Source organism: Brevundimonas sp. GCM10030266, assembly GCF_042666595.1.
GTDB lineage: Bacteria > Pseudomonadota > Alphaproteobacteria > Caulobacterales > Caulobacteraceae > Brevundimonas.
Genome location: NZ_JBHTCY010000001.1, coordinates 506,763 through 530,611 on the forward strand (window position 1 = coordinate 506,763; position 23,849 = coordinate 530,611).

General features: G+C 68.4%; 26 protein-coding genes. 18 read left to right on the forward strand and 8 right to left on the reverse strand.

Translation table 11 applies throughout. From position 1 onward, the window contains the following. A complete protein-coding gene (locus ACFQQC_RS02740; protein WP_376859449.1) occupies positions 1-486 on the reverse strand; it encodes a Fur family transcriptional regulator in 486 nt (161 codons plus the stop codon). A gap of 59 nt (positions 487-545) precedes the next feature. Next, positions 546-1,301 (reverse strand): hypothetical protein, encoded by a 756-nt coding sequence (locus ACFQQC_RS02745; protein ID WP_376859451.1) that lies wholly within the window; start codon positions 1,299-1,301, stop codon positions 546-548. A gap of 87 nt (positions 1,302-1,388) precedes the next feature. Here ACFQQC_RS02745 and ACFQQC_RS02750 point away from each other — a divergent pair, with 87 nt between their 5' ends. Together ACFQQC_RS02750 and ACFQQC_RS02755 are read left to right on the forward strand one after the other, a co-directional pair. After that, complete coding sequence (locus tag ACFQQC_RS02750; protein WP_376859453.1) at positions 1,389-3,494, forward strand: TonB-dependent receptor domain-containing protein; 2,106 nt, start codon at positions 1,389-1,391, stop codon at positions 3,492-3,494. 103 nt (positions 3,495-3,597) lie between these two features. After that, on the forward strand, positions 3,598-4,386 hold the full coding sequence (locus tag ACFQQC_RS02755) for a SapC family protein (RefSeq protein WP_376859455.1): 789 nt from the start codon (positions 3,598-3,600) through the stop codon (positions 4,384-4,386). 54 nt (positions 4,387-4,440) lie between these two features. Here the strand turns inward: ACFQQC_RS02755 and ACFQQC_RS02760 are convergent, their stop codons facing one another. Both ACFQQC_RS02760 and ACFQQC_RS02765 read right to left on the reverse strand, forming a co-directional pair. Further along, positions 4,441-4,848 carry an acyl dehydratase gene (locus ACFQQC_RS02760; protein WP_376859456.1) on the reverse strand — a complete coding sequence of 136 codons (408 nt, stop codon included), beginning with the start codon at positions 4,846-4,848 and terminating at the stop codon, positions 4,441-4,443. Positions 4,849-4,861: 13 nt separating this feature from the next. After that, positions 4,862-5,884, reverse strand: a complete 1,023-nt coding sequence (locus tag ACFQQC_RS02765; RefSeq protein WP_376859458.1) for an NADP-dependent oxidoreductase — start codon at positions 5,882-5,884, stop codon at positions 4,862-4,864. Between the two features lie 320 nt (positions 5,885-6,204). Between ACFQQC_RS02765 and ACFQQC_RS02770 the strand changes: the two genes are divergently transcribed. Beyond that, positions 6,205-6,537: a hypothetical protein gene (locus ACFQQC_RS02770; protein ID WP_376859460.1), complete on the forward strand. Its 333-nt coding sequence runs from the start codon at positions 6,205-6,207 to the stop codon at positions 6,535-6,537. A 62-nt stretch (positions 6,538-6,599) separates the two neighbouring features. On the opposite strand, the gene ACFQQC_RS02775 is transcribed toward ACFQQC_RS02770, so the two are convergent. After that, a complete protein-coding gene (locus ACFQQC_RS02775; protein ID WP_376859462.1) occupies positions 6,600-7,394 on the reverse strand; it encodes a response regulator in 795 nt (264 codons plus the stop codon). A 188-nt stretch (positions 7,395-7,582) separates the two neighbouring features. Between ACFQQC_RS02775 and ACFQQC_RS02780 the strand changes: the two genes are divergently transcribed. The 6 genes from ACFQQC_RS02780 to ACFQQC_RS02805 all read left to right on the forward strand — a co-directional run bounded on the left by ACFQQC_RS02780 (position 7,583) and on the right by ACFQQC_RS02805 (position 13,657). Continuing rightward, the gene (locus tag ACFQQC_RS02780) at positions 7,583-7,777 is read left to right on the forward strand and encodes a NepR family anti-sigma factor (RefSeq protein WP_376859464.1); all 195 of its coding nucleotides are present in this window, start codon (positions 7,583-7,585) and stop codon (positions 7,775-7,777) included. Then, on the forward strand, positions 7,774-8,370 hold the full coding sequence (locus ACFQQC_RS02785; protein WP_376859466.1) for a sigma-70 family RNA polymerase sigma factor: 597 nt from the start codon (positions 7,774-7,776) through the stop codon (positions 8,368-8,370). The genes ACFQQC_RS02780 and ACFQQC_RS02785 overlap by 4 nt, the downstream gene beginning before the upstream one ends. Before the next feature lie 4 nt (positions 8,371-8,374). Then, on the forward strand, positions 8,375-10,156 hold the full coding sequence (locus ACFQQC_RS02790) for a sensor histidine kinase (RefSeq protein ID WP_376859468.1): 1,782 nt from the start codon (positions 8,375-8,377) through the stop codon (positions 10,154-10,156). Between the two features lie 40 nt (positions 10,157-10,196). Further along, the gene (locus tag ACFQQC_RS02795; protein ID WP_376859470.1) at positions 10,197-10,334 is read left to right on the forward strand and encodes an entericidin EcnA/B family protein; all 138 of its coding nucleotides are present in this window, start codon (positions 10,197-10,199) and stop codon (positions 10,332-10,334) included. A 188-nt stretch (positions 10,335-10,522) separates the two neighbouring features. Beyond that, positions 10,523-12,181: an MFS transporter gene (locus tag ACFQQC_RS02800; protein WP_376859472.1), complete on the forward strand. Its 1,659-nt coding sequence runs from the start codon at positions 10,523-10,525 to the stop codon at positions 12,179-12,181. Positions 12,182-12,205: 24 nt separating this feature from the next. Next, the gene (locus ACFQQC_RS02805) at positions 12,206-13,657 is read left to right on the forward strand and encodes an NAD-dependent succinate-semialdehyde dehydrogenase (RefSeq protein WP_376859474.1); all 1,452 of its coding nucleotides are present in this window, start codon (positions 12,206-12,208) and stop codon (positions 13,655-13,657) included. A gap of 3 nt (positions 13,658-13,660) precedes the next feature. On the opposite strand, the gene ACFQQC_RS02810 is transcribed toward ACFQQC_RS02805, so the two are convergent. Continuing rightward, entirely contained in the window at positions 13,661-13,951 is a 291-nt protein-coding gene (locus tag ACFQQC_RS02810; RefSeq protein WP_376859476.1) for an ArsR/SmtB family transcription factor, read from the reverse strand. Between the two features lie 85 nt (positions 13,952-14,036). Between ACFQQC_RS02810 and ACFQQC_RS02815 the strand changes: the two genes are divergently transcribed. Beyond that, positions 14,037-14,513: an SRPBCC family protein gene (locus ACFQQC_RS02815; protein WP_376859478.1), complete on the forward strand. Its 477-nt coding sequence runs from the start codon at positions 14,037-14,039 to the stop codon at positions 14,511-14,513. Here the strand turns inward: ACFQQC_RS02815 and ACFQQC_RS02820 are convergent, their stop codons facing one another. After that, a complete protein-coding gene (locus tag ACFQQC_RS02820) occupies positions 14,514-14,990 on the reverse strand; it encodes an Lrp/AsnC family transcriptional regulator (RefSeq protein WP_376859480.1) in 477 nt (158 codons plus the stop codon). It lies immediately after the preceding gene. Positions 14,991-15,136: 146 nt separating this feature from the next. Between ACFQQC_RS02820 and ald the strand changes: the two genes are divergently transcribed. Continuing rightward, positions 15,137-16,252: an alanine dehydrogenase gene (gene ald / locus ACFQQC_RS02825; RefSeq protein WP_376859481.1), complete on the forward strand. Its 1,116-nt coding sequence runs from the start codon at positions 15,137-15,139 to the stop codon at positions 16,250-16,252. Between the two features lie 64 nt (positions 16,253-16,316). On the opposite strand, the gene ACFQQC_RS02830 is transcribed toward ald, so the two are convergent. Further along, positions 16,317-17,105 carry a hypothetical protein gene (locus tag ACFQQC_RS02830; RefSeq protein ID WP_376859483.1) on the reverse strand — a complete coding sequence of 263 codons (789 nt, stop codon included), beginning with the start codon at positions 17,103-17,105 and terminating at the stop codon, positions 16,317-16,319. 172 nt (positions 17,106-17,277) lie between these two features. On the opposite strand from ACFQQC_RS02830, the gene obgE reads away from it, so the two are divergent. From obgE to ACFQQC_RS02865, 7 genes are all read left to right on the forward strand, one after another. Then, positions 17,278-18,339: a GTPase ObgE gene (gene obgE, locus ACFQQC_RS02835; protein WP_376859484.1), complete on the forward strand. Its 1,062-nt coding sequence runs from the start codon at positions 17,278-17,280 to the stop codon at positions 18,337-18,339. 62 nt (positions 18,340-18,401) lie between these two features. Next, on the forward strand, positions 18,402-19,409 hold the full coding sequence (locus ACFQQC_RS02840) for a DUF6624 domain-containing protein (RefSeq protein WP_376859486.1): 1,008 nt from the start codon (positions 18,402-18,404) through the stop codon (positions 19,407-19,409). 84 nt (positions 19,410-19,493) lie between these two features. After that, positions 19,494-20,168: a nicotinate-nucleotide adenylyltransferase gene (locus tag ACFQQC_RS02845; protein ID WP_376859488.1), complete on the forward strand. Its 675-nt coding sequence runs from the start codon at positions 19,494-19,496 to the stop codon at positions 20,166-20,168. Positions 20,169-20,285: 117 nt separating this feature from the next. Next, complete coding sequence (rsfS, locus tag ACFQQC_RS02850) at positions 20,286-20,690, forward strand: ribosome silencing factor (protein WP_376859490.1); 405 nt, start codon at positions 20,286-20,288, stop codon at positions 20,688-20,690. Between the two features lie 15 nt (positions 20,691-20,705). Next, complete coding sequence (rlmH, locus tag ACFQQC_RS02855; protein WP_376859492.1) at positions 20,706-21,170, forward strand: 23S rRNA (pseudouridine(1915)-N(3))-methyltransferase RlmH; 465 nt, start codon at positions 20,706-20,708, stop codon at positions 21,168-21,170. Further along, positions 21,171-22,244, forward strand: a complete 1,074-nt coding sequence (locus ACFQQC_RS02860; protein WP_376859494.1) for a murein hydrolase activator EnvC family protein — start codon at positions 21,171-21,173, stop codon at positions 22,242-22,244. Positions 22,245-22,398: 154 nt separating this feature from the next. Continuing rightward, the gene (locus ACFQQC_RS02865) at positions 22,399-23,769 is read left to right on the forward strand and encodes a S41 family peptidase (protein ID WP_376859496.1); all 1,371 of its coding nucleotides are present in this window, start codon (positions 22,399-22,401) and stop codon (positions 23,767-23,769) included. Positions 23,770-23,849: the final 80 nt, after the last annotated feature.

The window sequence follows — 23,849 nt, forward strand, 5'->3', positions numbered from 1 at the left end:
TCAGGCGGCGACGCGACAGGCCGGGCAGCGGCCGTGGGCCTCGATGGTCGTCCGTTCGATGGCGTAGCCGGCCTTGGCCGCGGCGCTGTCCAGCCCCTCGGCCAGGGAGGCCGAAACCTCCTCGGTCGCCCCGCAGCAGTCACAGATCAGGAAGGCGGCGGCGTGGTCCGCCTTGCCCGACGAACAGGCGACATAGGCGCTGATCGAGGCGATGCGGTGGGCCAGCCCCTTGCGCTCGAGGAACTCCAGCGCGCGATAGACGGTGGGCGGCTTGGCCGGCTGGCCGTCCTCGCCGAAGCGGGCGATCAGGTCATAGGCCTTCACCGGCTCGCCCGCCGAGAGCAGCAGCTCCAGCACCCGCAGGCGGGCCGCGGTCATGCGTTCACCCTCGCCCGTGACGCGCGCGTCGGCGGCGGCGAGGGCCGAAGCGACCGTCGCGGCGGACGGCGGACCGTCGTGATGATGGTGATGGCAGGCGTCGCCCATGTCCGACAGCTAATGCCTCCCCCGCGCCACCGCAACCGTGGCGATTGCGTCGGGCGTGTTCACGCCGGCTCCGCGGCGATCACATAGTCGAAGCCGACGTGCAGGCCATCGCCCTCGCGATCCAGACGATGGCCCTCCTCGCGCAGGGCCTCGATCCGGTCCGCCAGCGCCCGGGCCAGGACCTGATCCGGAATCTTCGGCAGGCGGCGCAGCGCCATGTTCAGCTGACCGTCCACCCAGCGACCGCGATAGCGGTTGGGGAAGCGACGCGCGGAAAGAACCCGGAAGCCCGCCTCGTCCAGCCGATCCCGGACCCATTCGGCGGGAAACTCGCGATAGGGCGTCTCGTCCGCCAGAAGCAGGCAGACGTCGCGAACCCGGCCGATCTCGCGCACGCAACGCGCCGCCGCGTCCGGCACCTCGCCGACGACATAGGGGTCCAGACCGGTGATATAGAGCCTGCGCCCCACCATGGGCTTCAGGCGACGCAGAAGGTCCTCCTGGAAATAGGGGCTGAAGCCCTCGACCGCGCCGATCAGATAGTCGGCCAGCACGACATCGTAGACCTCCCCCGCCAGAAGCCCCGGATCCATCCAGTTGCCGACCAGCAGGCGGTCCTGTTCGCGCATCCGGCCGCCGACCGCCTCGCGCACCTGTCGGGCATGGCCCGGAGCGGCGGTCACCGCCGTCCAGCGGCTGGTCGTGAGGGCGGTCATCCACTCGGCCGAATTCACGCCGACCCCGGCGTCCAGCACCGCCCCCCAGGGCGTCCCGTCCTGAAGCTGCTCGATATGGCGAAACAGGCCGCTGACCATGACGTGAACTCCAACCCTGGCGACGCACTTGCAAAGTGTAACTGTATAACATATCCCGAAAGCAAGTTCACAGTCGGGTCTTTCTCCATGCGTCTTTCCCTCCTGCTCACCGCCGCCAGTGGTTTCGCCCTGGCCGCCGGTGGCGCCTTCGCCCAGTCCACGCCTGCCCAACAGCCCCGGTCGGCGACCGAACTGGACGAGGTGATCGTCACCGCCGTGCCGCTGGGCCGTAACGCCAATGACATCGTCTCCAGCGTCGCCGTTCTGGGTGGAGACGAACTGGTGCACCGTCGTCAGGCGACCCTCGGCGAGACCCTGTCGGGCATTCCGGGCGTCAACTCCGACACCTTCGGCGGCGGCGCCAGCCGTCCGGTGATCCGGGGCCAGACCTCCCCGCGCGTGAAGGTGCTGAGCAACGGCGCCGCCCTGCTGGACGCCTCCGAGATTTCGCCCGACCACGCCGTCAGCGTGGAGCCCCTGCTGGTCGACAGCATCGAGATCCTGCGCGGTCCCAGCGCCCTGCTGTACGGTGGCGGCGCCATCGGCGGCGCGGTGAACGTGGTGGATCGCCGTATCCCGACCCATCCGGTCGAGGGCGTCACCGGCGCGGTCGAAGTTCGGGCCGGTACGGCCGATGACGAGCGCACCGCCGTCGCCGGGGTGACGGCCGGCTTCGGCGCCTTCGCCCTGCGTCTGGAGGCGCTGAACCGCGAGTCCGGCGACTATGCGGTGCCCAGCTATCAACCGCCGCATCACGAGCATGAGGAAGGCGAAGAAGAAGAGGAGCACGAAGAGACCGGTCCGTTCGACCGTCTGGCCGGGTCGTTCAACGACACCAGCACCGTAACCCTCGGCGCCTCCTGGGTCGGCCAGCGCGGCTATCTGGGGCTGGCCTACACCGAGCAGAACAGCAACTACGGACTGCCCGGGCACACCCACGAGTATGAAAGCTGCCACCCCCATGGTTCGTCCCTGCACTGCGGCGGACATGATCATGGCGAGGACGATCACGATCACGACCATGAGGCGGGCGAACACGCCGCGCCCGTGGTGGACCTGCGCAGCAAGCGCGTGGATGTGCGCGGCGAACTGCGTCAGCCCATGGCGGGCGTCGAGCGCCTGAGCCTGCGCGCCGGCTTCACCGACTATGCCCACGACGAGAAGGAGGGTGACGAGGTCGCCACCACCTTCACCAACGAGGGTCACGACGTCCGCGTCGAGCTGGAGCATGCCCCGATCGGCGGCGTGCGTGGCGTGGTCGGCGTTCAGTCCTCGCGCAGCGACTTCGCCGCCATCGGCGAGGAAGCCTTCATGCCGGAAAGCGTCACCACCTCGAACGCCCTGTTCGCGCTGGAAGAGTTCGCCGTCGGCGATGTCCGGCTGGAGCTGTCGGCCCGGCAGGAGTGGCAGGAGGTCGAGGCCGTCGGTCAACCGACCGTGAAGCACGAGCCGTTCTCGATCTCGGGCGGCGCGGTCTGGAGCTTTGCCCCGGAGTGGTCGGTCGCGGGATCGCTGTCGCGGTCGCAACGCGCGCCTTCGGCCCAGGAACTGTTCGCCCGCGGCGTCCACCTGGCCACCAACACCTATGAACTCGGCACCGCCACCCTGGACGTCGAGACGGTGAACGCCGCCGAGGTCTCCCTGCGCCGCACCCGTGGCGACACGACCCTGACCGTCGGCGTCTACCGCTATGGCTACGACGGCTACATCTTCGCCGACACCCTGGACCAGTTCGAGGACTTCCGTCTGATCCGCTACAGCCAGGCGGATGCGGTGTTCACCGGCGTGGAAGGCGAGGTCAATCACCGCTTCACCCCGTGGCTGTCGGCCGCCGTGTTCGGCGACTATGTGCGGGCGAAGTTCGATAACGGGGGCGGCTCGGTGCCGCGTATCCCGGCGGCCCGCCTCGGAACCCGCGCCGAGTTCCTGCAAGGAGCCTGGTCCGGCGATGTCGAGTACCAGCATGTCTTCGAACAGGACGATGTCGCCGCCTACGAGACCACGACCCCGGGCTACGACATGGTCAACGCCACCGTGGCCTACGACTTCACCGTCGGTCCGTTCGGCGCCCAGGTCTATCTGCGCGGGAACAACCTGCTGGACGAGGTGGCGCTGAACCACGCCTCCTTCCTGGCCGATGTCGCCCCGCTGCGGGGTCGCAACCTGGCCCTGGGCATCCGCGCGACCTTCTAGGCGTACGACGGACTGACAACCCACGCGGGCGACCGTTTGCCGGTCGCCCGCGTCTGGGCTAGAAGGCGCCCGCCTTTTTCTTTTTCAGAGCCTGACCGCGTCCATGACCGACACCACTGCCCAGCCCGGCCTGACCGGAAACGTCCTTTTCTACAGCCAACCCGAGCCGCTGACGGTTGAAACCCACGGCAAGCTGGGCGTGAACCCGGTCGACAAGCCCTACGCCTTCGCCGGCGTGACCAATCTGGTGCCGCTGACCGTCACCGAATTCGCGCCCGCCGCCCTGTCCTACCCGGTGATCTTCGCCGGCGAGAACAAGCAGCCGGTCGTCGTGATGGGCCTGCGTCAGGACGAGAACCTGTTCGTCAGCGCCGAGGGCGACTTCCGCCCGGAAGCCTACATCCCGGCCTACATCCGCCGCTATCCGTTCGTCTTCGCCAATGACGACGTTGAAAAGCGCCTGATCCTGTGTGTCGACCGCGCCGCTTCCTTCGTCGTGGAAGGCGGCCAGACGCCGCTGTTCATCGACGGCCAGCCCTCGCCCTACACCCAGCAGGCGATGGAGTTCTGCAACAATTTCGAACAGGAGCGCCTGCGCACCGAGGCGTTCGTGAAGCTGCTGACCGACCTCGACCTGTTCGAGAGCAAGGAAGCCGTCTTCACCCCGCGCAACCCGGACGGCAGCGCCGCCGCCCCGCAGAAGCTGGCTGAATATTTCGCCATCTCGGAAGACAAGCTGAAGGCCCTGCCGGCCGAGAAGCTGGCAGAGCTGCGCGACAACGGCGCCCTGGGCCAGATCTACGCCCACCTGGTGTCGCTGCTGGGCTGGGATCGTCTGATCGCCATGGCGTTCCAGAAGGCCGCGACCCAGCCGGTCGCCGCCAACGCCTGATCCATCGCCAGTCGATGAGAAAAACCCCGCCGGTTTCGCCGGCGGGGTTTTTTGTTATCTGCGCGCCAGCAGCGAGCGGGTCAGACAGGAGAAGACCAGCCGTCCCGCCTCATCGAGCAGATCCTGCTGGGCGATGACGATGCCCTTCTCGTCCCCGACCGGATCCTTGCCCATGATGGTCACGCGGCCGCGCAGCAGTTCGCCGGCGGGCGGATTGCGCATGTAGCGCAGGCCGTCGATCGCCAGCACCTTGGACTGGGCCCAGCCCGCCGCCTTGTCGGCGAACAGACGGCTCCACAGGGCATAGACCATCGCATCCGGCGCGCCATAGGCCGGGTCCCAGCCGGGCAGGAAGCGTTCGACGAACACTTCCAGCGCCGCCTCGTCCACGGCGCAGGCGCCCAGAGGCACCACCTCGCCCACGCCCAGATCCTCGAAATGGACGTGCAGGGGTTCGGTCATGCGGCTTGCTCCGTCAGGCGGCCGGCTCTTCCGACACCCGAACCAGCAGCTTGCCGTCGTGATCGCCGGTGAACAAGCGGTTCAGCGAGTCCAGCGCCCCGTCCAGACCGTCATCGACGTGGACCTTCCACTTCACCCGGCCGTCGGCCAGCATCGGACCGACCTCGGCCACCATCTCCTTCGCCCGGTGACCGTAGTCGAGAACGAGGAAGCCCTTGATGTCGAGACGGTGGGTGATGATCCGGCTGAAGTTCGGCGACGGCGGCATCTTCGTCGCATTGTAGGACGAGATCAGGCCGCAGACGGCCATACGGCCGTGAACCTTCAGACGATTGTAGACGGCGTTCATGATGTCGCCGCCGACGTTCTCGAAATTCATCTCGAAGCCGTCGGGTGCGAGACGATCCAGGGCGTCGCCCACATCCTCGCCCTTGTAGTCAATGGCGGCGTCGAACCCGAGCTCTTCGGTCAGCCAGCGGCATTTGTCCGGCCCGCCGGCGATGCCGATCACGCGTGCGCCGCGCGCCCTGGCGATCTGACCGGCGATAGAGCCGACGGCGCCCGCCGCGGCCGAGACGACCAGGGTCTCGCCCTCCTGCGCCTTGAGCACGTCCGTCACGCCCGCCCATGCGGTCAGGCCGGTCATGCCGAGCACCGACATATTGGCTGTCAGCGGCAGGCCCGGGAAACGGTGCACGCGCGAAGCCGTGCTGTCCGGGATGACGGCGTAATGCGCCCACCCGCCGGCGGCGGTGGTGACCACATCGCCTTCCTTGAAGCGCTCGGAGCGGCTTTCCTCGACCACGCCCAGCGTCAGCCCCCGCATGACGCCTCCGAGCGGAACGGCGGGCAGATAGCCCTCGGCCTCGTTCATCCAGGTGCGGTTGGTGGGGTCCAGCGACAGATAGATGGTGCGGACCAGGATTTCGGAATCCTTCAGCTCCGGCACCGGGGCCTCGACCAGCTCCAGGTCACCCGGCTGGATCAGGCCCTTGGGCCGCTGACGCAGCACCCACTGACGGTTGGTTCGAGCCATGACGTGTCTCCCGGGTTTTCTTTCTGGACGCGCATAGTGGCGCGCGTCGCGCCACTGTCCAGCCGCGCCAAAGAAAAAGGCGGACCGCAGAGGGTCCGCCTGAAGTGGCATCATCGAGAATGAGGTGCGGAGGCGACAAAGACTGACTGTGGCCAGTCTCAAGTCGGGGGGGCGTCGCCGCCTCCGCAGATCGATAACGGAGCGCCTCGCACAGGGTTCCTGACATTTTCGATTTTTTTCGCCTCCAGCGCGAACCGGAACGGCGCCGCCCCGCGCCCGTTTCAGAACCACGCTCTCACAGTCAGCCCGGAGGACAGACCATGAGCCATGAATCCCCTCACGACCAGGTCGCGGATGCGGTCCACGAGGGCCGCCCGGTCGAGGCCCAGTACGTCCGTCAGGGCCGTAGCGGCGTTCGCATCCTGCTGCTGCTGGTGGTTTCGGCCGGCGCCGCGGCGGTGTTGCTGCTCGGCCTGTGGCTGGTGACCAACGGCAGCTTCGCCGCGCTGGAACCCAGCAGCGATGAAAAGGCGGTGGAAGCCCAGGCCTTTGATGCGCCGGTCACCGCCGACGCCCCGACCACTTCGACCGGCGAACCGGCCACGCCCCCGGCCGGCACGACGCCCAACGTGAACGCCACCACCACGCCATAGCCGAAATAAAAAGGCCCCGGTCGCCAGACCGGGGCCTTTCCTCATTCAGAAGGCGGAAGCGATCAGGCCGCTTCCTTCTGGCGCGACGGATGGAAGAACAGCGCCTGGCTGATCGCCGCCTTCACCGTCTCCGGCTGGAAGGGCTTGGTGATCAGGAAGGTCGGCTCGGGCCGCTCACCGGTCAGCAGACGCTCCGGGAAGGCCGTGATGAAGATCACCGGCACGTCGATCCGCTTCAGGATGTCCTTGACGGCGTCGATGCCCGACGAACCGTCGGCCAGCTGGATATCGGCCAGAACCAGACCCGGACGGTGGCGCGCGACGGCGTCGACGGCTTCGTCATGGGTCGTGGCGGTGCCGGTCACGCGGTGACCCAGTTCGGTCACCAGGCTTTCGATGTCGGCCGAGATGATGGCCTCGTCCTCGATGATCAGCACGTCGGTGGCCAGTTCGGCGTCGATGTCGGACTGGGCTTCCGAGATCAGGCGCTCGACGTCCAGGGCGTCGGCGTCCAGGATCTGCGCGGCTTCCGACGGCGTGAAGCCTTCGAGCGCCGTCAGCAGGAAGGCCTGACGGGACTTGGGCGCGATACGCATCAGACGGCCCGACGGATCGTCACGCCCCTCGATGCCGCTCTTGTCTTCCAGCTGGGCGCCGGTCGAGGCCCAGATGGCGTGGAACACATGGTACAGCGCCACGCGCGGCGTCATGTCCGTCGGCAGTTGGCGTTCGCCGGCGGCGAGCGCCTCCAGCGCGACACGGACGTAGTTGTCTCCGGTGGTCTGGTCGCCGGTCAGCGCACGGGCGTAACGGCGAACATAGGGAAGGTGCGGCGCAAGGCGGGCCAGCAGGCTCATACTCGAAGTCCCCGACAGGTTTGCGGCCCAAAAGCGGGACCGCAGCAGTCACCGGAAACGTATCAAATCAGTCACGGTTCCCTTCGTCACGAGAAAGCTTGAGCATATTTTGGTTCCACCACCGGAACCCGAGCCCCCGCGTGGCGTTTCCGGCTTCTACTATAGCGTCTGGGTGGCGACCTTATTCAATGACAGACAAGACCAATCCCCCGGGGAAACCGGCCAAGGACGGGGCCGGCCTGGAGGAGGCCCGCCTGCGTCAGCAGGCCATCGGCGTGAAGCTGCGGCACATGTTCGATGAAGTGGTCAATGAACCCGTTCCGGATGAATTCCTCGATATCCTGCGCCGGGCGGACGAACGCTCGGGCGGAGGCGGCGCATGAACGGGGCCCCCAAGCCGCCGTCGGCTGACGACAATGCCTTCAAGAAGGAATTGGTCACCCTGATCCCGCACCTGCGGGCCTTCGCGCGGACGCTGACCGGCGATCCGACGGCCGCCGACGATCTGGCGCAGGACGCGATGATGAAGGCGTGGGACGCCCGCGCCAGCTATCAGATGGGCACCAATATGAAGGCCTGGACCTTCATGATCCTGCGCAACCAGTTCTATTCGGAGAAGCGCCGCTCGTGGCGTCAGTCCCAGCTGGACCAGGAAGCCGCCGAACGCACCCTGGTCGCCGTGGACGATCCGGAATCGCCCGTCGCCCTGGACGAACTGCGGCTGGCCCTGGCCACCCTGCCCGAAGAGCAGCGCGAGGCGCTCATTCTGGTCGGCGCAGGCGGGTTCGCCTACGAGGAAGCCGCTGAAATCTGCCAGTGCGCGGTCGGCACCGTGAAGAGCCGCGTTTCTCGCGCCCGAAAGGCGCTGCAGGCGACGCTGGAAAAGGGCGGCTATGCCCGCGACGGCCGCTCCGCCGGCGACGCCATGCGTTCCATTCTCGCAGACGCCGACCGCCTGAGCAGCGTCCGGAACTGAGCGGGTGGTCCGGCTGGGGCGCGCATTCGGCCGGGGCCTTGGACGAGGCCTCGCCCAGCCGAAATTCCAGGGCATCCGGTTCCGGCTGGGCGTGGCGCTGGCGCTCGCCCTGCTGCCGATCCTCCTGCTCGGCGCCTTCCAGGCGCAGCAGCAGTTCCGGGATCAGGATATCGAACGGCGGCAGGATCTTCAGCTCGCCGCCGAACGCACCGCCGCCAGCGCCAAGGCGCGGCTGGACACCACCAGCGTCCTGCTTCAGGCCCTGCGTCCGGAAGCGCTGGAGCTCTTCTGCCAACCGCGTCTGACGGCCCTCGTGACACGCCTCGACGGGCTGGACGGACTGGCCCGGGTCACCGCGACCGGCCACACCACCTGCGCCTCGCAGGCGCTGGCGGCCAACACCCCGCCCTGGCTGATGGACGCCCGCAGCACGCCGTGGTTCCAGCGCCTGCGCTCCGGTGAAAGCACCGTGCTGGCCCGCGCGCCCGCTGTCTCCGGGCAGGAGCCGGGCCTGATCGTCGCCCTGCGTCTGGAGCGCCCGCTCGGCGCCTTCGACGGCGCGATGATCGCCATCATTCCCCTGACCGCGCTGCAGCCGGACGTGGACGATCCAGCCCTGCCGGAGGACTCCGAAGCCGCCCTGACCGACGCCCAGGGCCGCATCCTGACCGCCACCGACCCGGGCGCCTTTGTCCTGGAGGGGCGGACGCCGCTCGCCGGCTGGGTGGATCGCGCCCGCACCGACGGCTCGTCCATCTTCGAGGCGGATTCCGACGGGCGGCACCGCGTCTTCGCCGGCGCGGCCCTGGCGGGTCGCGATGTCTATGCCCTGATCTCGGCGCCCGCCCCCGGCCTGCTGTCCTGGGCCCGACTGAACCCGGTCAACCTGCTGCTGATGCCTCTGGCCGCCTGGCTGGCCGCCTTCCTGTCGGTGATGCTGTTCAGCGAACGCATCGTCGTGCGCTGGCTGGACTATCTGGAGCGCGTCGCCGCCATCTACGCCCGCGGCCGGTTCTCGGTGCGGCCGGTTCAGGCCGTGAACGCACCCTCGGAGATCCGGGTGCTGGCCCGGACGCTGGACGAACTGGCCGAGAACATCACCACCCGCGACGCCGCCCTGCTGGCGTCGGTGGAGGAGAAGGACGCGCTGATGCGCGAGATCCATCACCGGGTGAAGAACAATCTGCAGATCATCTCGTCCCTGCTGTCGATGCAACAGCGGGCGCTGACGGACGAGCCGGCCAAGGCGGCGGTGGGCGACACCCGCCAGCGGATCGCGGCCCTGGCCCTGATCTATCGCACCCTCTACCAGAGCGACGACCTGCGCTACGCCGACGCCCGCATCTTCCTGACCGAGCTGGTCGGCCAGTTGATCGCCAGCGAGAGCGGGCGCGGGCATCTGGTGACGTCCTCGGTCGAGGCGGACTCTCTGGTGGTCGATCCCGACAAGCTGGCGCCGCTGGCCCTGTGGCTGGTCGAGGCGGTGACCAACGCCCAGAAGCACGCCTTCGCCGGTCGGGGCGGCGACCTGAAGGTCCGCTTCCGGGTGCAGGGCGAGCAAAGCCTGCTCGAGGTCCAGGACAACGGACCGGGCGTCGATGAGACGATGCGCGCCGGGGTGGGCCGCACCCTGATGGGGGCCTTCGCCAAACAGCTTCGGGGGACGGTCGAAATGGTCCCGGCCGAAGGCGGCGGCACGATCGCCCGCATGACCTTCGCCACCCCCGAAGCCATTATCCCAACGGATGCCGCCGACCTTGGAACCCAGCCGCAACCGCGACGTTGATATGGCAAGACGCCTCCCCGGCATCAGAGGAATACAGACAATGCGCAAGATCTTCATCCTGGTCGCCGCCGCCGCCGCCCTGACCACCGCCGCCTGCAACACCGTTTCGGGCGTGGGCCGTGACGCCTCGGCCGCCGGCAACGCCGTGACGGGCGCCGCGGAAGAGGCCAAGAACTAAGCGATTTCCAGTTCCCGGACTGCGGTTTCCCCCGACACGCAGGACGGTTGAGTAAGGCCCGCCGGTCCCCCACCGGCGGGCCTTTGCACGTCCCGGGACGAGGCTCCCCTTGCGCAGGTCGCGGAGCCCGTCCAGCATCCGTTCCGAAGCGCCCGACAGACGGCGCTCACAACGCGGGGAGGCGTTGAATGACGGAAGCAGTGGAGACCCGGGATGGCCCCGGGCTGAGAACGGTCGTGGGCGCTTCGGCGGCGGGAACGGCGTTCGAATGGTATGATTTCTTCGTCTTCGGCTCGCTTGCGACGGTGATCGCCAGGCATTTCTTCGCCGATGCGGGCGAGACGGTCAGCTACATCCTGGCGCTGCTGACCTTCGGTCTGGGCTTCGTGGTCCGACCGCTGGGCGCGCTGGTGTTCGGCTGGTTCGGCGACCGGACGGGGCGCAAGACGACCTTCCTGGTCACCATCACCCTGATGGGTCTGGCGACCGTGGCCATCGGACTGCTGCCGGACTTCAACACCATCGGCATCGCGGCGCCGATCCTGCTGCTGATCATGCGGATGCTGCAGGGCTTCGCCCTCGGCGGTGAGTACGGCGGGGCCGCCATCTATGTGGCCGAGCATTCCCCGCCGAAGAAGCGCGGCTTCATGACCGGCTGGATCCAGACCACGGCCGCAATGGGCCTGATCGGGGCGCTCGCGGTCATCCTGATCACCCGCGCCATCGTCGGGACCGAGGCCTTCGACGACTGGGGCTGGCGCATTCCCTTCCTGCTGTCGGCCCTGCTGCTGGCGGTGTCGCTGTGGATCCGGCTGAAGCTGAACGAAAGCCCGGCCTACAAGCGGATGGAGGCGGAAGCCGGTGAGAACCGCGCGCCCTACCGCGAGGCCTTTCTGCAATGGAAGAACGGCCGCTTCGTCCTGATCGCCCTGTTCGGCATCATGATCGCCCAGGGGGCGGTCTGGTACTGCGGGTATTTCTACACCCGCTTCTTCATGGAGAAGGTGCTCAGGGTCGACACCAACACGGTCGACCAGCTGGTGCTGATGGTCACCGTGGCCTCGGCCTTCCTCTACATCTTCTTCGGCTGGTTGTCGGATCGGGTCGGGCGCAAACCGGTCATGCTGTTCGGCATGGTGCTGGCGCTGGTCGCCTTCTTCCCGGGCTTCCACGCCCTGACCCGCGCCGCCAATCCGGCGCTGGCGGAGGCGCAGATCCACAGTCCGGTGACGGTCGTGGCCGATCGGGCGGATTGCAGCCTGCTGTTCGATCCGATCGGCAAGGCGGTCTTCTCCAGCTCCTGCGACATCGCGCGGATCGCCCTGTCCAACGCCGGCATCCCCTATGAGACCATCGACGCGCCGAAGGGCGCTGCGACCGTGATCCACGTCGGCGGGGCCGAGGTCGCCTCGGTCAACGGCGCAGGTCTCGATCCGGTCGCGCTGAAGACCGCCCGCACCGATGTCGAAACCCGCGCCCGCGCCGCCCTGACCGCCGCCGGCTATCCCGAGAAGGCCGACCCGGCGCGGATCAACATGCCCCTGACCTTCGCCATCCTGATGATCTTCATGGTGGCGGCCTGCGCCCTCTACGGTCCGCAGGCGGCGGCGCTGGTCGAGCTGTTCCCGACCCGGGTGCGCTACACGGCGATGAGCCTGCCCTACAACATCGGCACCGGCTGGGTCGGCGGACTTCTGCCCGCGGCCAGCTTCGCTCTGGTGGCGGCGTCGGGGAATATCTATTTCGGACTCTGGTACTCGGTCGCCTTCACGGTCGTGGCCGTCACCGTCAGCCTGTTCTGGTTGCCGGAGACCATGGGCCGCGACCTGGACACGATCGGGGACTGACGCGTTCAGAACCGGATGGACACCATGACGACCTCCCCCCGCGACGCCGGATTGAAGCTCCTTCGCGAGCACGCCTTCATCGCGGGGGAGGCCGTCACCGGGTCGGCCCGTATCGCGGTGGACGATCCGGCGACCGGCGAGGTGATCGGCCACATCCCCGATCTGGGCGTCGCCGAAACGGAGAAAGCTATCGCTGCGGCGGTTGAGGCCTTCCCCGGCTGGTCGCGGTCCGATCCGCACAAGCGGGCCGCCTTCCTGCGCGAATGGGCGCGGCTCATCGACGAGAACACCGAGGGGCTGGGCGCCCTGATGGCGCTGGAGAACGGCAAGCCGTTCGAGGAGGCCAAGGGCGAGGTCGCTTACGCCAACGGCTTCATCAAATGGTTCGCCGGGCAGGCCGAGCGACTGATCGGCGAGACGCAGGACAGTCCGCTGGGTCATGTCATCCTGACCTTCCGCGAGGCCGTCGGCCCCTGCGCCCTGATCACGCCCTGGAACTTCCCCGCCGCAATGCTGACCCGCAAGCTGGGTCCGGCCTTCGCGGCGGGCTGCACCGCCGTGGTCAAGCCGGCCAGCCAGACGCCGTTCACCGCCCTGGCGCTGGCCGAGCTGGCCTATCAGGCCGGCCTGCCCAAGGGGGCGCTGAGCGTCATCACCGGCGACGCGGCAACCATCGGCGGCGTGCTGACCGCCTCGCCGGACATCCGCAAGCTGAGCTTCACCGGCTCGACGCCTGTGGGCCGCAAGCTGGCCGAGCAATGCGCCCCGACCCTGAAGCGCGTGTCGATGGAGCTGGGCGGCGCCGCGCCGCTGATCGTCTTCGCCGACGCCGACCTCGACCTCGCCGTGGCCGAGACGATCAAGGGCAAGTTCCGCAACTCGGGCCAGACCTGCGTCTGCCCGAACCGGGTCTATGTCGAGGCCTCGGTCGCGGAGGAATACGCCACGAAGCTGGCCGCTGAGGTGGCGAAGATTCCCGTCGGACTCGCCTTCGAACCGGGCGTGAAGGTCGGCCCGCTGATCGAGGACAAGGCGATCACCAAGGTGGAAGATCATCTGACCAAGGTGCAGGCGGCGGGCGGCAGGGTGCTGACCGGCGGCGCGCGCCACGAGCTGGGCGGCCGCTTCTTCCAGCCGACCGTGACGCTGGGCGGCGACGACAAGCTGTTCCGCGAGGAGGAGACCTTCGGCCCGCTGATCCCGGTCTTCCCGTTCGAGACGGAAGAGGAAGTGCTGGCCAAGGCCAATGACAGCGAGTTCGGCCTGGCCTCCTACCTGTTCACCCGCGATCTGGACCGCGCCTTCCGCATCGGCCGCCATATCGAGGCGGGCATGTGCGGGGTGAATACCGGCCTGATCTCGACCGCCGTGGCCCCGTTCGGCGGGGTGAAGTCCTCCGGCTACGGCAAGGAGGGCTCGATCCACGGCATCGACGAGTACGTGGACATCAAGGCTGTCACCTTGGCCCTGAAGTAGGCGTCAGTCCGCGCCTTCCAGATCGGTCTTCAGCCGGTCCAGCACGTCGACGGCCCGCGCCGCATGCGGGCCGATCCAGCGATCATGCACCTGTTTGATCGGCAGGGGGTTGAGGTGGTTCCACCGCTCCCGCCCCTTGCGCTGGACGATGATCAGGTCGGCGCCTTCCAGCACCTTCAGATGCTGCATCACCGTGCAGCGATCCAGCGGCTGAAACCGCTCGCACAGCGCCCCCGTCGTCTGCGGCGCATCCTTCAGCGCATCCAGCATTTCGCGACGCACGCCAGCCGACAAGGCCTTGAAAACACGGTCCTGATTCGCGTCGCTTGACATGTTATAAGAATATAACATTATTGGCCGCGAGCAAGGAGCAAGACCGATGGAACTGAAGTTCAAGGTGTCCGGCCGCATCGCCCGCCCGGTCGAGGAGGTGTTCGAGGCCGTCGCCGATCCGGCGAAGCTGTCGGCCTATTTCACCACCGGCGGCGCCGTCGGACGGATGGAGACCGGCAAGACTGTGCAGTGGGACTTCGCCGACTTCCCCGGCGCCTTCCCGGTGGAGATCGTGGAGGTCGAGCCGAACCGTCGGATCGTCCTTCAATGGGAGGCCAATGAAGGCCCGCCGGAGGACGGCGATCCGGTTGTCCGCGCCGCCTATATGACCACCGTCGTCTTCACCTTCGAACCGCTGGATGACGGCCGGACGCTGGTGACCATCGAGGAAGGCGGCTGGAACGAGACGCCGACCGGACTGAAGGCGGCCTTCGGCAACTGCCAGGGCTGGTCACAAATGCTGGCCGCCCTGAAGGTCTGGGTCGAGCACGGCATCAACCTGCGCGAGGGCTTCTACGTCTGATCAGACCGGCAGCGCGCCCCGCTTCACCACCGTCCGCATCGCGACGCTGGAGGAGACGCGGGTGACGCCGGGAATGCGGGTCAGCTCGCGGGAGTGGACGCGTTCGAGGTCATCGACGTCGCGCACGACCAGGCGCAGCAGATAGTCCGAGCCGCCGGTCATCAGATAGCATTCGACCACCTCGGGCACGGTGGCGATAGCGGTCTCGAAGGCGGTCAGGGCGCTCTCCGCCTGTGAGGACAGGGTTACGGTCACGAAGACGCTGATCGGCAGGCCGACCGCGCGCTCGTTGATGATGGCGGCGTAGCGGCTGATGACCTCGGCGCTTTCCAGGGCGCGCAGGCGACGCAGGCAGGCGCTTTCGGACAGGTTCACCGCCCGCGCCAGATCGGCATTGGTCATGCGTCCGTCGCCCTGAAGCGCGCGAAGCATCTTCCGGTCGGTCTCGTCCAGAACCGCAGCGGAAACCGTCTTCATCCAGACCCTCTTTCGCAGATTCTTCGACTGTATGGCGTTCAGTCAGCAAAAAGAACAGGAACCTGCGTTCACACCATCGCTAGATTGCGCTCGAAACGGAGCCGCCACAGAGTGCGCCCGTCATCGTTCAGGCAGAGGATTCTCCCATGCGCGTCGGCGTCCCCAAGGAAATCAAGAAGAACGAGCACCGCATCGGCCTGACGCCGACCGCCGTGCGCGAGTATGTGGCCCACGGTCATCTGGTCTCGATCGAGAAGGGCGCCGGTCTGGGCGCCGGCTTCACCGACGCCGACTACGTCAAGGCGGGCGCGAGCATCGTCGACACGGCTGCTGAAATCTTCGCCGCCAACGACATGATCGTGAAGGTGAAGGAGCCGCAGAAGGTCGAGTGGGAGATGCTCCGCGAAGACCAGATCCTGTTCACCTACCTGCACCTGGCGCCCGATCCCGAGCAGACCAAGGGGCTGATCGCCTCGCAATGCGCCGCCGTGGCCTATGAGACCGTCACCGATGCGCGCGGCGGCCTGCCGCTGCTGGCCCCGATGTCGGAAGTCGCCGGCCGGATCGCCGTCTTCTCGGCCGCCGAGACCCTGCTGAAGCACAACGGCGGCATGGGCCTGCTGTTCTGCGGCGTTCCGGGCGTAGCCCCGGCCCGCGTGCTGGTGCTGGGTGGCGGCGTCGTCGGCCTGAACGCAGCGCGCATGGCCATGGGTCTGGGCGCCGAAGTCGTGGTTCTCGAGCGCTCGATCCCGCGCATGGCCTATATCGACGAAGTGACCCAGGGCCGCGTGATCACCCGCTACTCCTCGATCGGCGCGATCGAGGAAGAACTGGTCAAGGCCGACGTCATCATCGGCGCCGTGCTGGTTCCGGGCGCCGAAGCGCCCAAGCTGATCAAGAAAGAGCATCTGAAGCTGATGAAGCCCGGCTCGGTGCTGGTCGATGTCGCCATCGACCAGGGCGGCTGCTTCGAGACCAGCCACGCCACGACCCACGAAGACCCGACCTATGTCATCGACGGCGTCGTCCATTACTGCGTCGCCAACATGCCGGGCGCCGCCCCGCGCACCTCGTCGGAAGCCCTGAACAACGCCACCCTGCCCTTCGGCCTGGCGCTGGCCAACAAGGGTCTGGACGCGCTGAAGGACAACCCGCACCTCGCGCGCGGCCTGAACGTCCTGAAGGGCGAGCTGACCTATCCGGCCGTCGCCGAAGCGCTGGATATGCCGTGGAGCGATCCGTACGGCGTCTGGGCCAAATAAGCCTTTCAGCCGAACTGAAATGGAGGGGCGGGATCGGCGACGGTCCCGCCCTTTTCGTATCGGGTCAGACCAGCAACGACACCAGCCCGCCGCCCAGGTCGGCCCCGGCCTGCTGGACCGCGCGGTCCAGTTCGGCGGCTGCGCCATCGAGCTCGCGGGCTTCCTGTGGGGACACCGCGTCCGGCTCCCCGGCCTTCGCCTTGTCCGTCGCCTGTTTGATCAGGGTCTTCAGCTCGGCCGCCATGCGGCGCACCTCGGCCATCAGTTCGCTGTCGGCCTGCTTCTCACCGCTGCGGCGGGCCGACTCGGCGGCCTGGGACTTCTGTTCGTCGATGGCCTGCTGATAGGGGTTGGACGACTTCGTCTCCTCACCCGATCCGCCCTTCGCGGGGCCCTGTTGTTCCGCAGCGCCGGACGTAGCCTCGGGCTGCGCCTGTGCATTGGACTGTGCATCGGACTGCGCCCCGGCCTGCCCTTCGGCGCCGGCGGCTCCGGCGGCGCCCGCATCGGTCGATGCGACGGCGGGCGCGCCCGTCGCGCTCATCCCGGCGGTGTTGCCGCCCGCCGAGGCATAGGCCTTCACCGCCGCGCCGAGCTCCCGCGCCAGCTGGGCGGCGATCCGGGCGATGCCTTCCGGGTCCACGCCGACCATGGAGCGCAGCATCTGCAGCCGGGCCTTGAGCTGTTCGATCTTCTGCCGGGCGGCGGCCTTGCGCTCTTCGGAGGCTTCGCTGGACCGGGATTTCAGGGTTTCCGACGCGGTCTGCGCCTCACGCAGCTTCGCGGACTGCTGCGCCGCCAGCTTCTCCTGACGCGCGTCCGCCGACGCCCTCAACGGCGTCAGCAGGTTCATCAGGCTGGAAGGATCGATCTTCACAACCGGGGAGGGTGAGCTGAGCCGCGGAATCCGGCAAGAGGCCGCTTCCGGCGACCGGCCTGTAAATCGCCGCTCTCTTCGGGTATAGGCACGGCGCTCAAGCAGCGAGCGACCGCGTCGCGAGCGGTAGCGCCAAAGAAATCCCGCGATGAAGTTCCTCGACCAGGCCAAGATCTATATCCGCAGCGGCAACGGCGGCGGCGGCTCCGTGTCCTTCCGGCGCGAGAAATTCATCCCGAACGGCGGGCCGGACGGCGGCGACGGCGGCCATGGCGGCAACGTCTGGATCACGGCCGTCGACGGCCTGAACACCCTGATCGACTATCGCTACCAGCAGCATTTCAAAGCCCAGACCGGCCACCACGGTCAGGGCCGCCAGATGCACGGCGGCAAGGGCGAGGACGTCATCCTGAAGGTTCCGGTCGGCACCCAGGTTCTGGACGAGGACAAGGAGACGGTGCTGCTGGACATGGACCGCGCCGGCATGACCGAGATGCTGCTGAAGGGCGGCAACGGCGGCTGGGGCAACACCCGGTTCAAGGGCCCGCAGAACCAGGCCCCGACCTACGCCAACCCCGGTCAGGAAGGTCAGGAGCGCTGGATCTGGCTGCGCCTGAAACTGATCGCCGACATCGGTCTGGCGGGCCTGCCGAACGCGGGCAAGTCGACCTTCCTGGCGGCGGCCAGCGCGGCCAAGCCCAAGATCGCCGACTACCCCTTCACCACCCTGGCGCCCAACCTCGGCATGGTGGACCTGAGCCCGACCGAGCGGTTCGTCATCGCCGACATCCCCGGCCTGATCGAGGGCGCCTCGGAAGGCGCGGGTCTGGGCACACGCTTCCTGGGACACGTCGAGCGGTCGGCCTCGCTGATCCACCTGATCGACGGGACACAGGAGGATGTGGTCGAGGCCTGGCGGATCATCCGCGGCGAACTGGACGCCTATGGCGAAGGCCTGGCGGACAAGACCGAGCTGCTGGCGCTGAACAAGATCGACGCCCTGTCCGAGGAAGAGCGCGAGGAGAAGGCCGCCGCCCTGAAGGCCGCCTCTGGCAAGACGCCGTATCTGGTCTCGGGCGTTTCCGGTGAGGGCGTGACCGAACTGCTGCGCGCCGCCTGGATCGAGGTCCGCAAGACGCGCGGCGAACTGACCCGCGTCGATGACGAGGACGAGGGCGTCGTCGAGACGCCTGGCGGCTGGCAGCCCTGAGCTGAGGCCTTGATCCTGCCTTGAAGCGCGGCTGTTCTTCCCGGCGAACGGGAGGGCTTCCGATGTTTCGCTTCACCATTATTCCGGCCGTGACGGCCGTCGCCCTGATGACGGCGGCCTTCCAGGACGCGCCGCCGCCCCCTGCTCCGGTCCCGTTGACGCCGGTTCTGGCCGCGCTGGCCGAGGACGCGGGGGCCGCGCGCGATTTCGACTATATGGCGCTCAAGGCGGAGGGCGTGGACCTGAAGGCGATGTCCGATGCCGTCTGGCGTCGGGCGGTGACGCCCGGCGGGCCGCAGCGCTGCCTGACCGAGGCCGAGGGCGAACTTCAGGCCAATCTGGCCGCCGCCGCCGAGGCCGCCGACCGCGCGACCTTCGATGATGATCGCGCCGCCGCAGCGGACGCCTGGGCCAGATGGACCCTGTTCGCGGAGGGCATCGAGAACGGTCAGATCGCGACCGAAGAGCCGTTCAAATGGGCCTCTGACCGCTACACGGCGCTGGCGGCGGAAACGAACCCGCGCGCCCGCGAACTGCTGCGCCGGACGGCGAAGGACCAGCTGTATCGCTACGCCTTCGGCGGTGGGACTCAGGTCTGGGGCGAACTGAGCCCGGCGGCGACGGCGCGTGTCCATGGCCGCCTGATCCGCGCGACCTGCAGTCTGGACCACGACAATACCGAATGGCTGAAGGCCGATGTGGCGGCCAACGGCTGGTATACCATCTCTGCCACAGGCGCCGCCGCCTCCAACTCGGCCTGGCTGATGGCCCAGCATGCCGACAACGACCGTGACTTCCAGCGGCACGTCCTGGCGATCCTCGAACCGCTGGCCGCCAGCGGCGAGGTCCGGCCCGCCAACCATGCCTATCTGTATGACCGCGTCGCCGTAGGAGAGGACCGGCCACAGCGCTACGCCACCCAGGGCCGCTGCGTCGCGCCGGGGCGCTGGGAGCCCAACACCCTCGAAGACCCGGAACGTGTCGAGGCCATGCGGGCGGAGGTCGGGATCGGGCCCCTCGAGCAGTACCAGACCCGCATGCACACCCACTGCACCGACTTCGGCGGTTGAGAAACGCTCCGCGCGCGGATCGCACGCGACAGTCCGGTTTCGACGTGTTAGGGCGCGGGTGAGCATAAGTCGCGCGAGCCCGCCTTGTCCTTCTTTCACGCCGGTCCCGCGCCGAGAAACTCCGGTCCCCGCCGGGGCGCGCTGCGTGACGGTCTGGACCTGACCCCCGGCATGGCGGTCGGCCTGTTCGGCGGCTCGTTCAACCCCGCCCATGACGGCCACGCCCACGTCGCCGAGACCGCCCTGCGCCGGCTGGGGCTGGACCGGGTCGTCTGGCTGGTCTCGCCGCAGAACCCGCTGAAGGACGCCCGCGAGAGCGCGCCCCTGGCCGATCGCATGGCCTCGGCGGCGGGGGCCGCGAAACTGGCCGCCAGCGGGCCGTCGATGATCATTTCCGACGTCGAGACCCGGATGGGCACCCAGTGGACGGTGGACACCCTGCGGGCGCTCGTCGCCCGGCATCCGGGGGTGCGGTTCGTCTGGCTGATGGGGTCCGACAACCTGGCCAGCTTCCACAAATGGCGCGGCTGGACCGACATCGCGCGCCTGATGCCGATGGCGGTGATCGCCCGCCCCGGCTCGCTTCTGGACAGCCGCACGGCGCCGGCGGCGGCGCGGTTCGCGGGCGCCCGGGTGCCTTCGGAAAGGGCGCGACTGCTGCCCGATCTCGAGGCTCCGGCTTGGACCTATCTGACCGCGCCGCTGAACCCGAGGTCGTCCACGGCCCTGCGTCAGGCGGCCAAAGGCTCAGGTGCGTGACGCCCGGTCGGGTTTGTGCTAGGCTGCCGCTTTAGTAACCACCCCCGGAGCCCTCCGCTGACCCCCTCTACCGCGTATGACGCGCAAGACGACGCCGTTTCCAACACGGCGCACGAGATGGACGAGTTCGAGCCCGTCCGCTCTGAAGATGGTCAGGAAGCGCCCCTCCCCATCGGCCTGACGGACCTCGAGAACGCCATTCTGGCCAAGCTCGACGAAGACAAGGCGCAGGACATCGTCCTGATCGACCTGCGCGGCAAGAGCCCCATGTCGGACGCCATGATCGTGGCCTCGGGCCGCTCGCACCGCCACGTCGGCGCGCTGGCGGATCACCTGCAGCGGCTGATGAAGGAAATGGGTCTGGGCAAGGTCAAGGTCTCGGGCCTGCCGCATTGCGACTGGGTTCTGCTGGATGCGGGCGACGTCATCGTCCACCTGTTCCGCCCGGAAGTGCGCACCTTCTACAACATCGAGAAGATCTGGTCGGTCGACAGCGGCCACCGCACCGACAGCCGCGCCTGATCGGCTGAGCCTCCCATGAAGCTGGGCGTCATCGCGATCGGCAAGCCGGGACGCGGGCCTGAAGCCATGCTCGCCGACGACTACGCCCAGCGCGCCACCCTGGCGGGCCGGGCGCTGGGGCTCGGGCCGCTGGAGCTGATCGATCTGGAGCCCCGCAAGCCGGGCAAGGCGCCCGAGGCCGAGCTGATCCTCAAGGCCGCCGAGGGCGCGCACCTGATCGCCTGCGACGAGCGGGGCAAGACCTTCTCCAGCCGCGCCTTCGCCGACCACATCGCCATGCTGCGCGATCGCGGCGAGCGGCGGCTGGTCTTCGCCATCGGCGGGGCCGACGGTCTGGACGCCAGCGTGCGCGCGGCCGCCGGTTCGACCCTGGCCTTCGGCCCCCAGACCTGGCCGCACGCCCTGGCGCGCGCGATGCTGGCGGAACAGCTGTACCGGGCCGTGACCATTCTGGCCGGATCGCCCTATCATCGGGACTGAATGCGGTCCCTGTTCGCCATTTTTCTGGTCGGCGCCATCGCCCTGCCCGTCGCCGCCGCGGCGCCGCAGGAGCGGGGCGAGGTCGCGCGCCTGCAGGCCGAGTATCGCGACGAGCTGACCCGCGCCCGCAGGCTTCGCGCCGAGGCCGAGGAGGCCGCCAACGAGATCGCCTCCCTCGAACGCGAGCTGTCCCGCCTGACCGCCGCGGTGAACACCGACGACCAGTTGATCAACGCCCAGCGCACCCGGCTGCGCGAACTGGGTCAGCGCGAGGCGGCGCTCGTGGCGAAGCTGTCGGCGGCGCGCGGCCGACAGGCCCGGTTGCTGTCGGCCCTGCAGATGATGAGCCGCAAGCCGCCCCCGCCCCTGCTGGTGCCGTCGGAAGAGGCGGTGAACGCCGTGCGGGCCTCCATCCTGATGCGCGCCATCGCGCCTGAACTGCGCGCGCGGACCCGGGCGTTGATGGACGAGCAGTCCGAGCTGACCCGCGTACGACGGCTGGCGGCGCTGAACAGCGAGCAACTGTTCACCACGGAAAGCGCCCGGGGCGACCGGCAGAGCGAGATTGAATCCCTGACCGCGCGCAAGACGGCGCTGCGAGCGGTGCTGCGCGCCGAGGCGACCGAGGCCGAACGGGCCGGTCGGGCGCTGGAAAGCCGTCTGCGCAGCCTCGGCGCCACCGTGCCGACGCCCGAAGCCGACGCCCCGACCACCGTGGCCCGCCTGCCCGCCGGCCGCAATCGCCTGACCCCGCCGGTCGGCGGCGCGCCCGACACCCGTTTCGGTCCGCGCACGAGCGGCTGGCGTTGGCGCGCGAACCGGCTGGAGGCCCGCGCCCCCGCCGCCGGAGAGGTTGTCTTCGTCGGCCCTCTGTCCGGCTGGGGCGAGGTGGTGATCATCGATCTGGGGCCGGGCTGGCGCGCGGTGATCGCCGGCATGGAAGAGGTCTCGGTCTCGACCGGAACCCGCGTCTCGGACGGCCAGACCCTGGGCCGCACCGGCGAGGACGGCGAGGTCTGGTTCCAGTTACGCCGCGATGAGCGGGCGATCGATCCGGCGCCCTGGCTGGATTAAGCACGCCCGGGGCCCTTTCCCCGCGAAACCGCTTCCCAAGGGACGTTGACGCTGATTTTATCCACCGCGCCCGGACGGCCATGATTTCGTCGTCCGGACAGATGTTACTGCCGACCACAAGGCCGCTTTCCCGGCCCGCTCAAGAAGAAGACTCATGCGTAAGCTGCTGATGATCGGCGCCGCCGCCGCCACCGTTGTCGGTCTGGGGGCCGCGACCGCCGCCGGGCAGACTCCGCGCAACGAGGCCTTCCGCATGATCAGCCTGTTCGGCGACGTGCTGGGCATTGTCGAGCAGGCCTATGTGGTGCCGGTCGATGACAAGAAGCTGGTCGAGGCCGCCCTGCAGGGCATGATGACGGCCCTGGACCCGCACTCCAACTATCTGCCGCCGGACGGCTATGGCGAGCTGCGCGAGCGGACCGAGGGTCACTACTCCGGCGTCGGCCTGACCATTTCGTCGGAAGGCGGGCTGGTGAAGATCATCTCGCCGATGGACGGCGGCCCGGCGGCCCGGGCGGGCGTCAACGCCGGCGACGTCATCTCGGCCATCGACGGCCAGAGCGCCTCGGGCCTGACCGTCAGCCAGGTCTCGGACAAGCTGCGCGGCGCCGTCGGCACCTCGGTCAAGGTCACCTTCCTGCGGGACGGCGAGGAGCCCCGCGAAGTCACCCTGACCCGCGAGGTCATCCGCATCGAGTCGGTCACTGGCCGCATCGAGGGCGAGTTCGGCTATCTGCGCATCTCGACCTTCAACGAGAACACCGGCCGCGAACTGACCGAGACCATCAACCGCCTGAAGACCGAGAACCCGGCGCTGAAGGGCTATGTGATCGATCTGCGCAACAACGGCGGGGGCCTGCTGGACGCGGCCATCGCCGTGTCGGACGCCTTCCTCGAACGGGGCGAGATCGTCAGCCAGCGCGGGCGCAAGCCGGACCAGATCATGCGCTACGCCGCCCAGCCGGGCGACCTGAGCGGCGGCCTGCCGCTGGTCGTGCTGGTCAACTACGGCTCGGCCTCTGCCTCGGAAATCGTCGCCGGCGCCCTGAAGGATCACCAGCGCGCGACCGTCGTGGGCCTGACCAGCTTCGGCAAGGGTTCGGTGCAGACGGTCATTCCGCTGCGCAATGGCGCGGACGGCGCCCTGTCGATCACCACGGCCCGGTACTTCACGCCGTCCGGCTCCTCGATCCAGAAGATCGGCATCGAGCCGGATCTGGAGGTCGCCCGTTCGGAAGCCGAGGCGCGCATCGTGTCCCGCTCCAGCTTCATCTATTCCGAGGCCGCCTACGCCACGGCGCTGGACGGCTCCATCGGCGCAGAACGCAAGGGCGCCCACGTGCCGCACGAGGCGCCGGGTCCGGACTATGACAAGGACAAGGACTACCAGCTGGAGCGCGCCTTCGACGTGCTGCGGGCCGGTGGTCGCCTGTCGCAGCTGGCCGCGGCGCCGACCGGCATCGTCGTCACGGCGCCGGGCACGGTCCTGGCGGACAACGGATCGACGGAAAGCCCGGGCGAATAAGCCTCTTCATGGCTAATGCGCCGTTAGGGTTTCTTAACCGGCGCCCGGCAATGTGAGCCTTGAAGGGGTCCGTCAGGGCC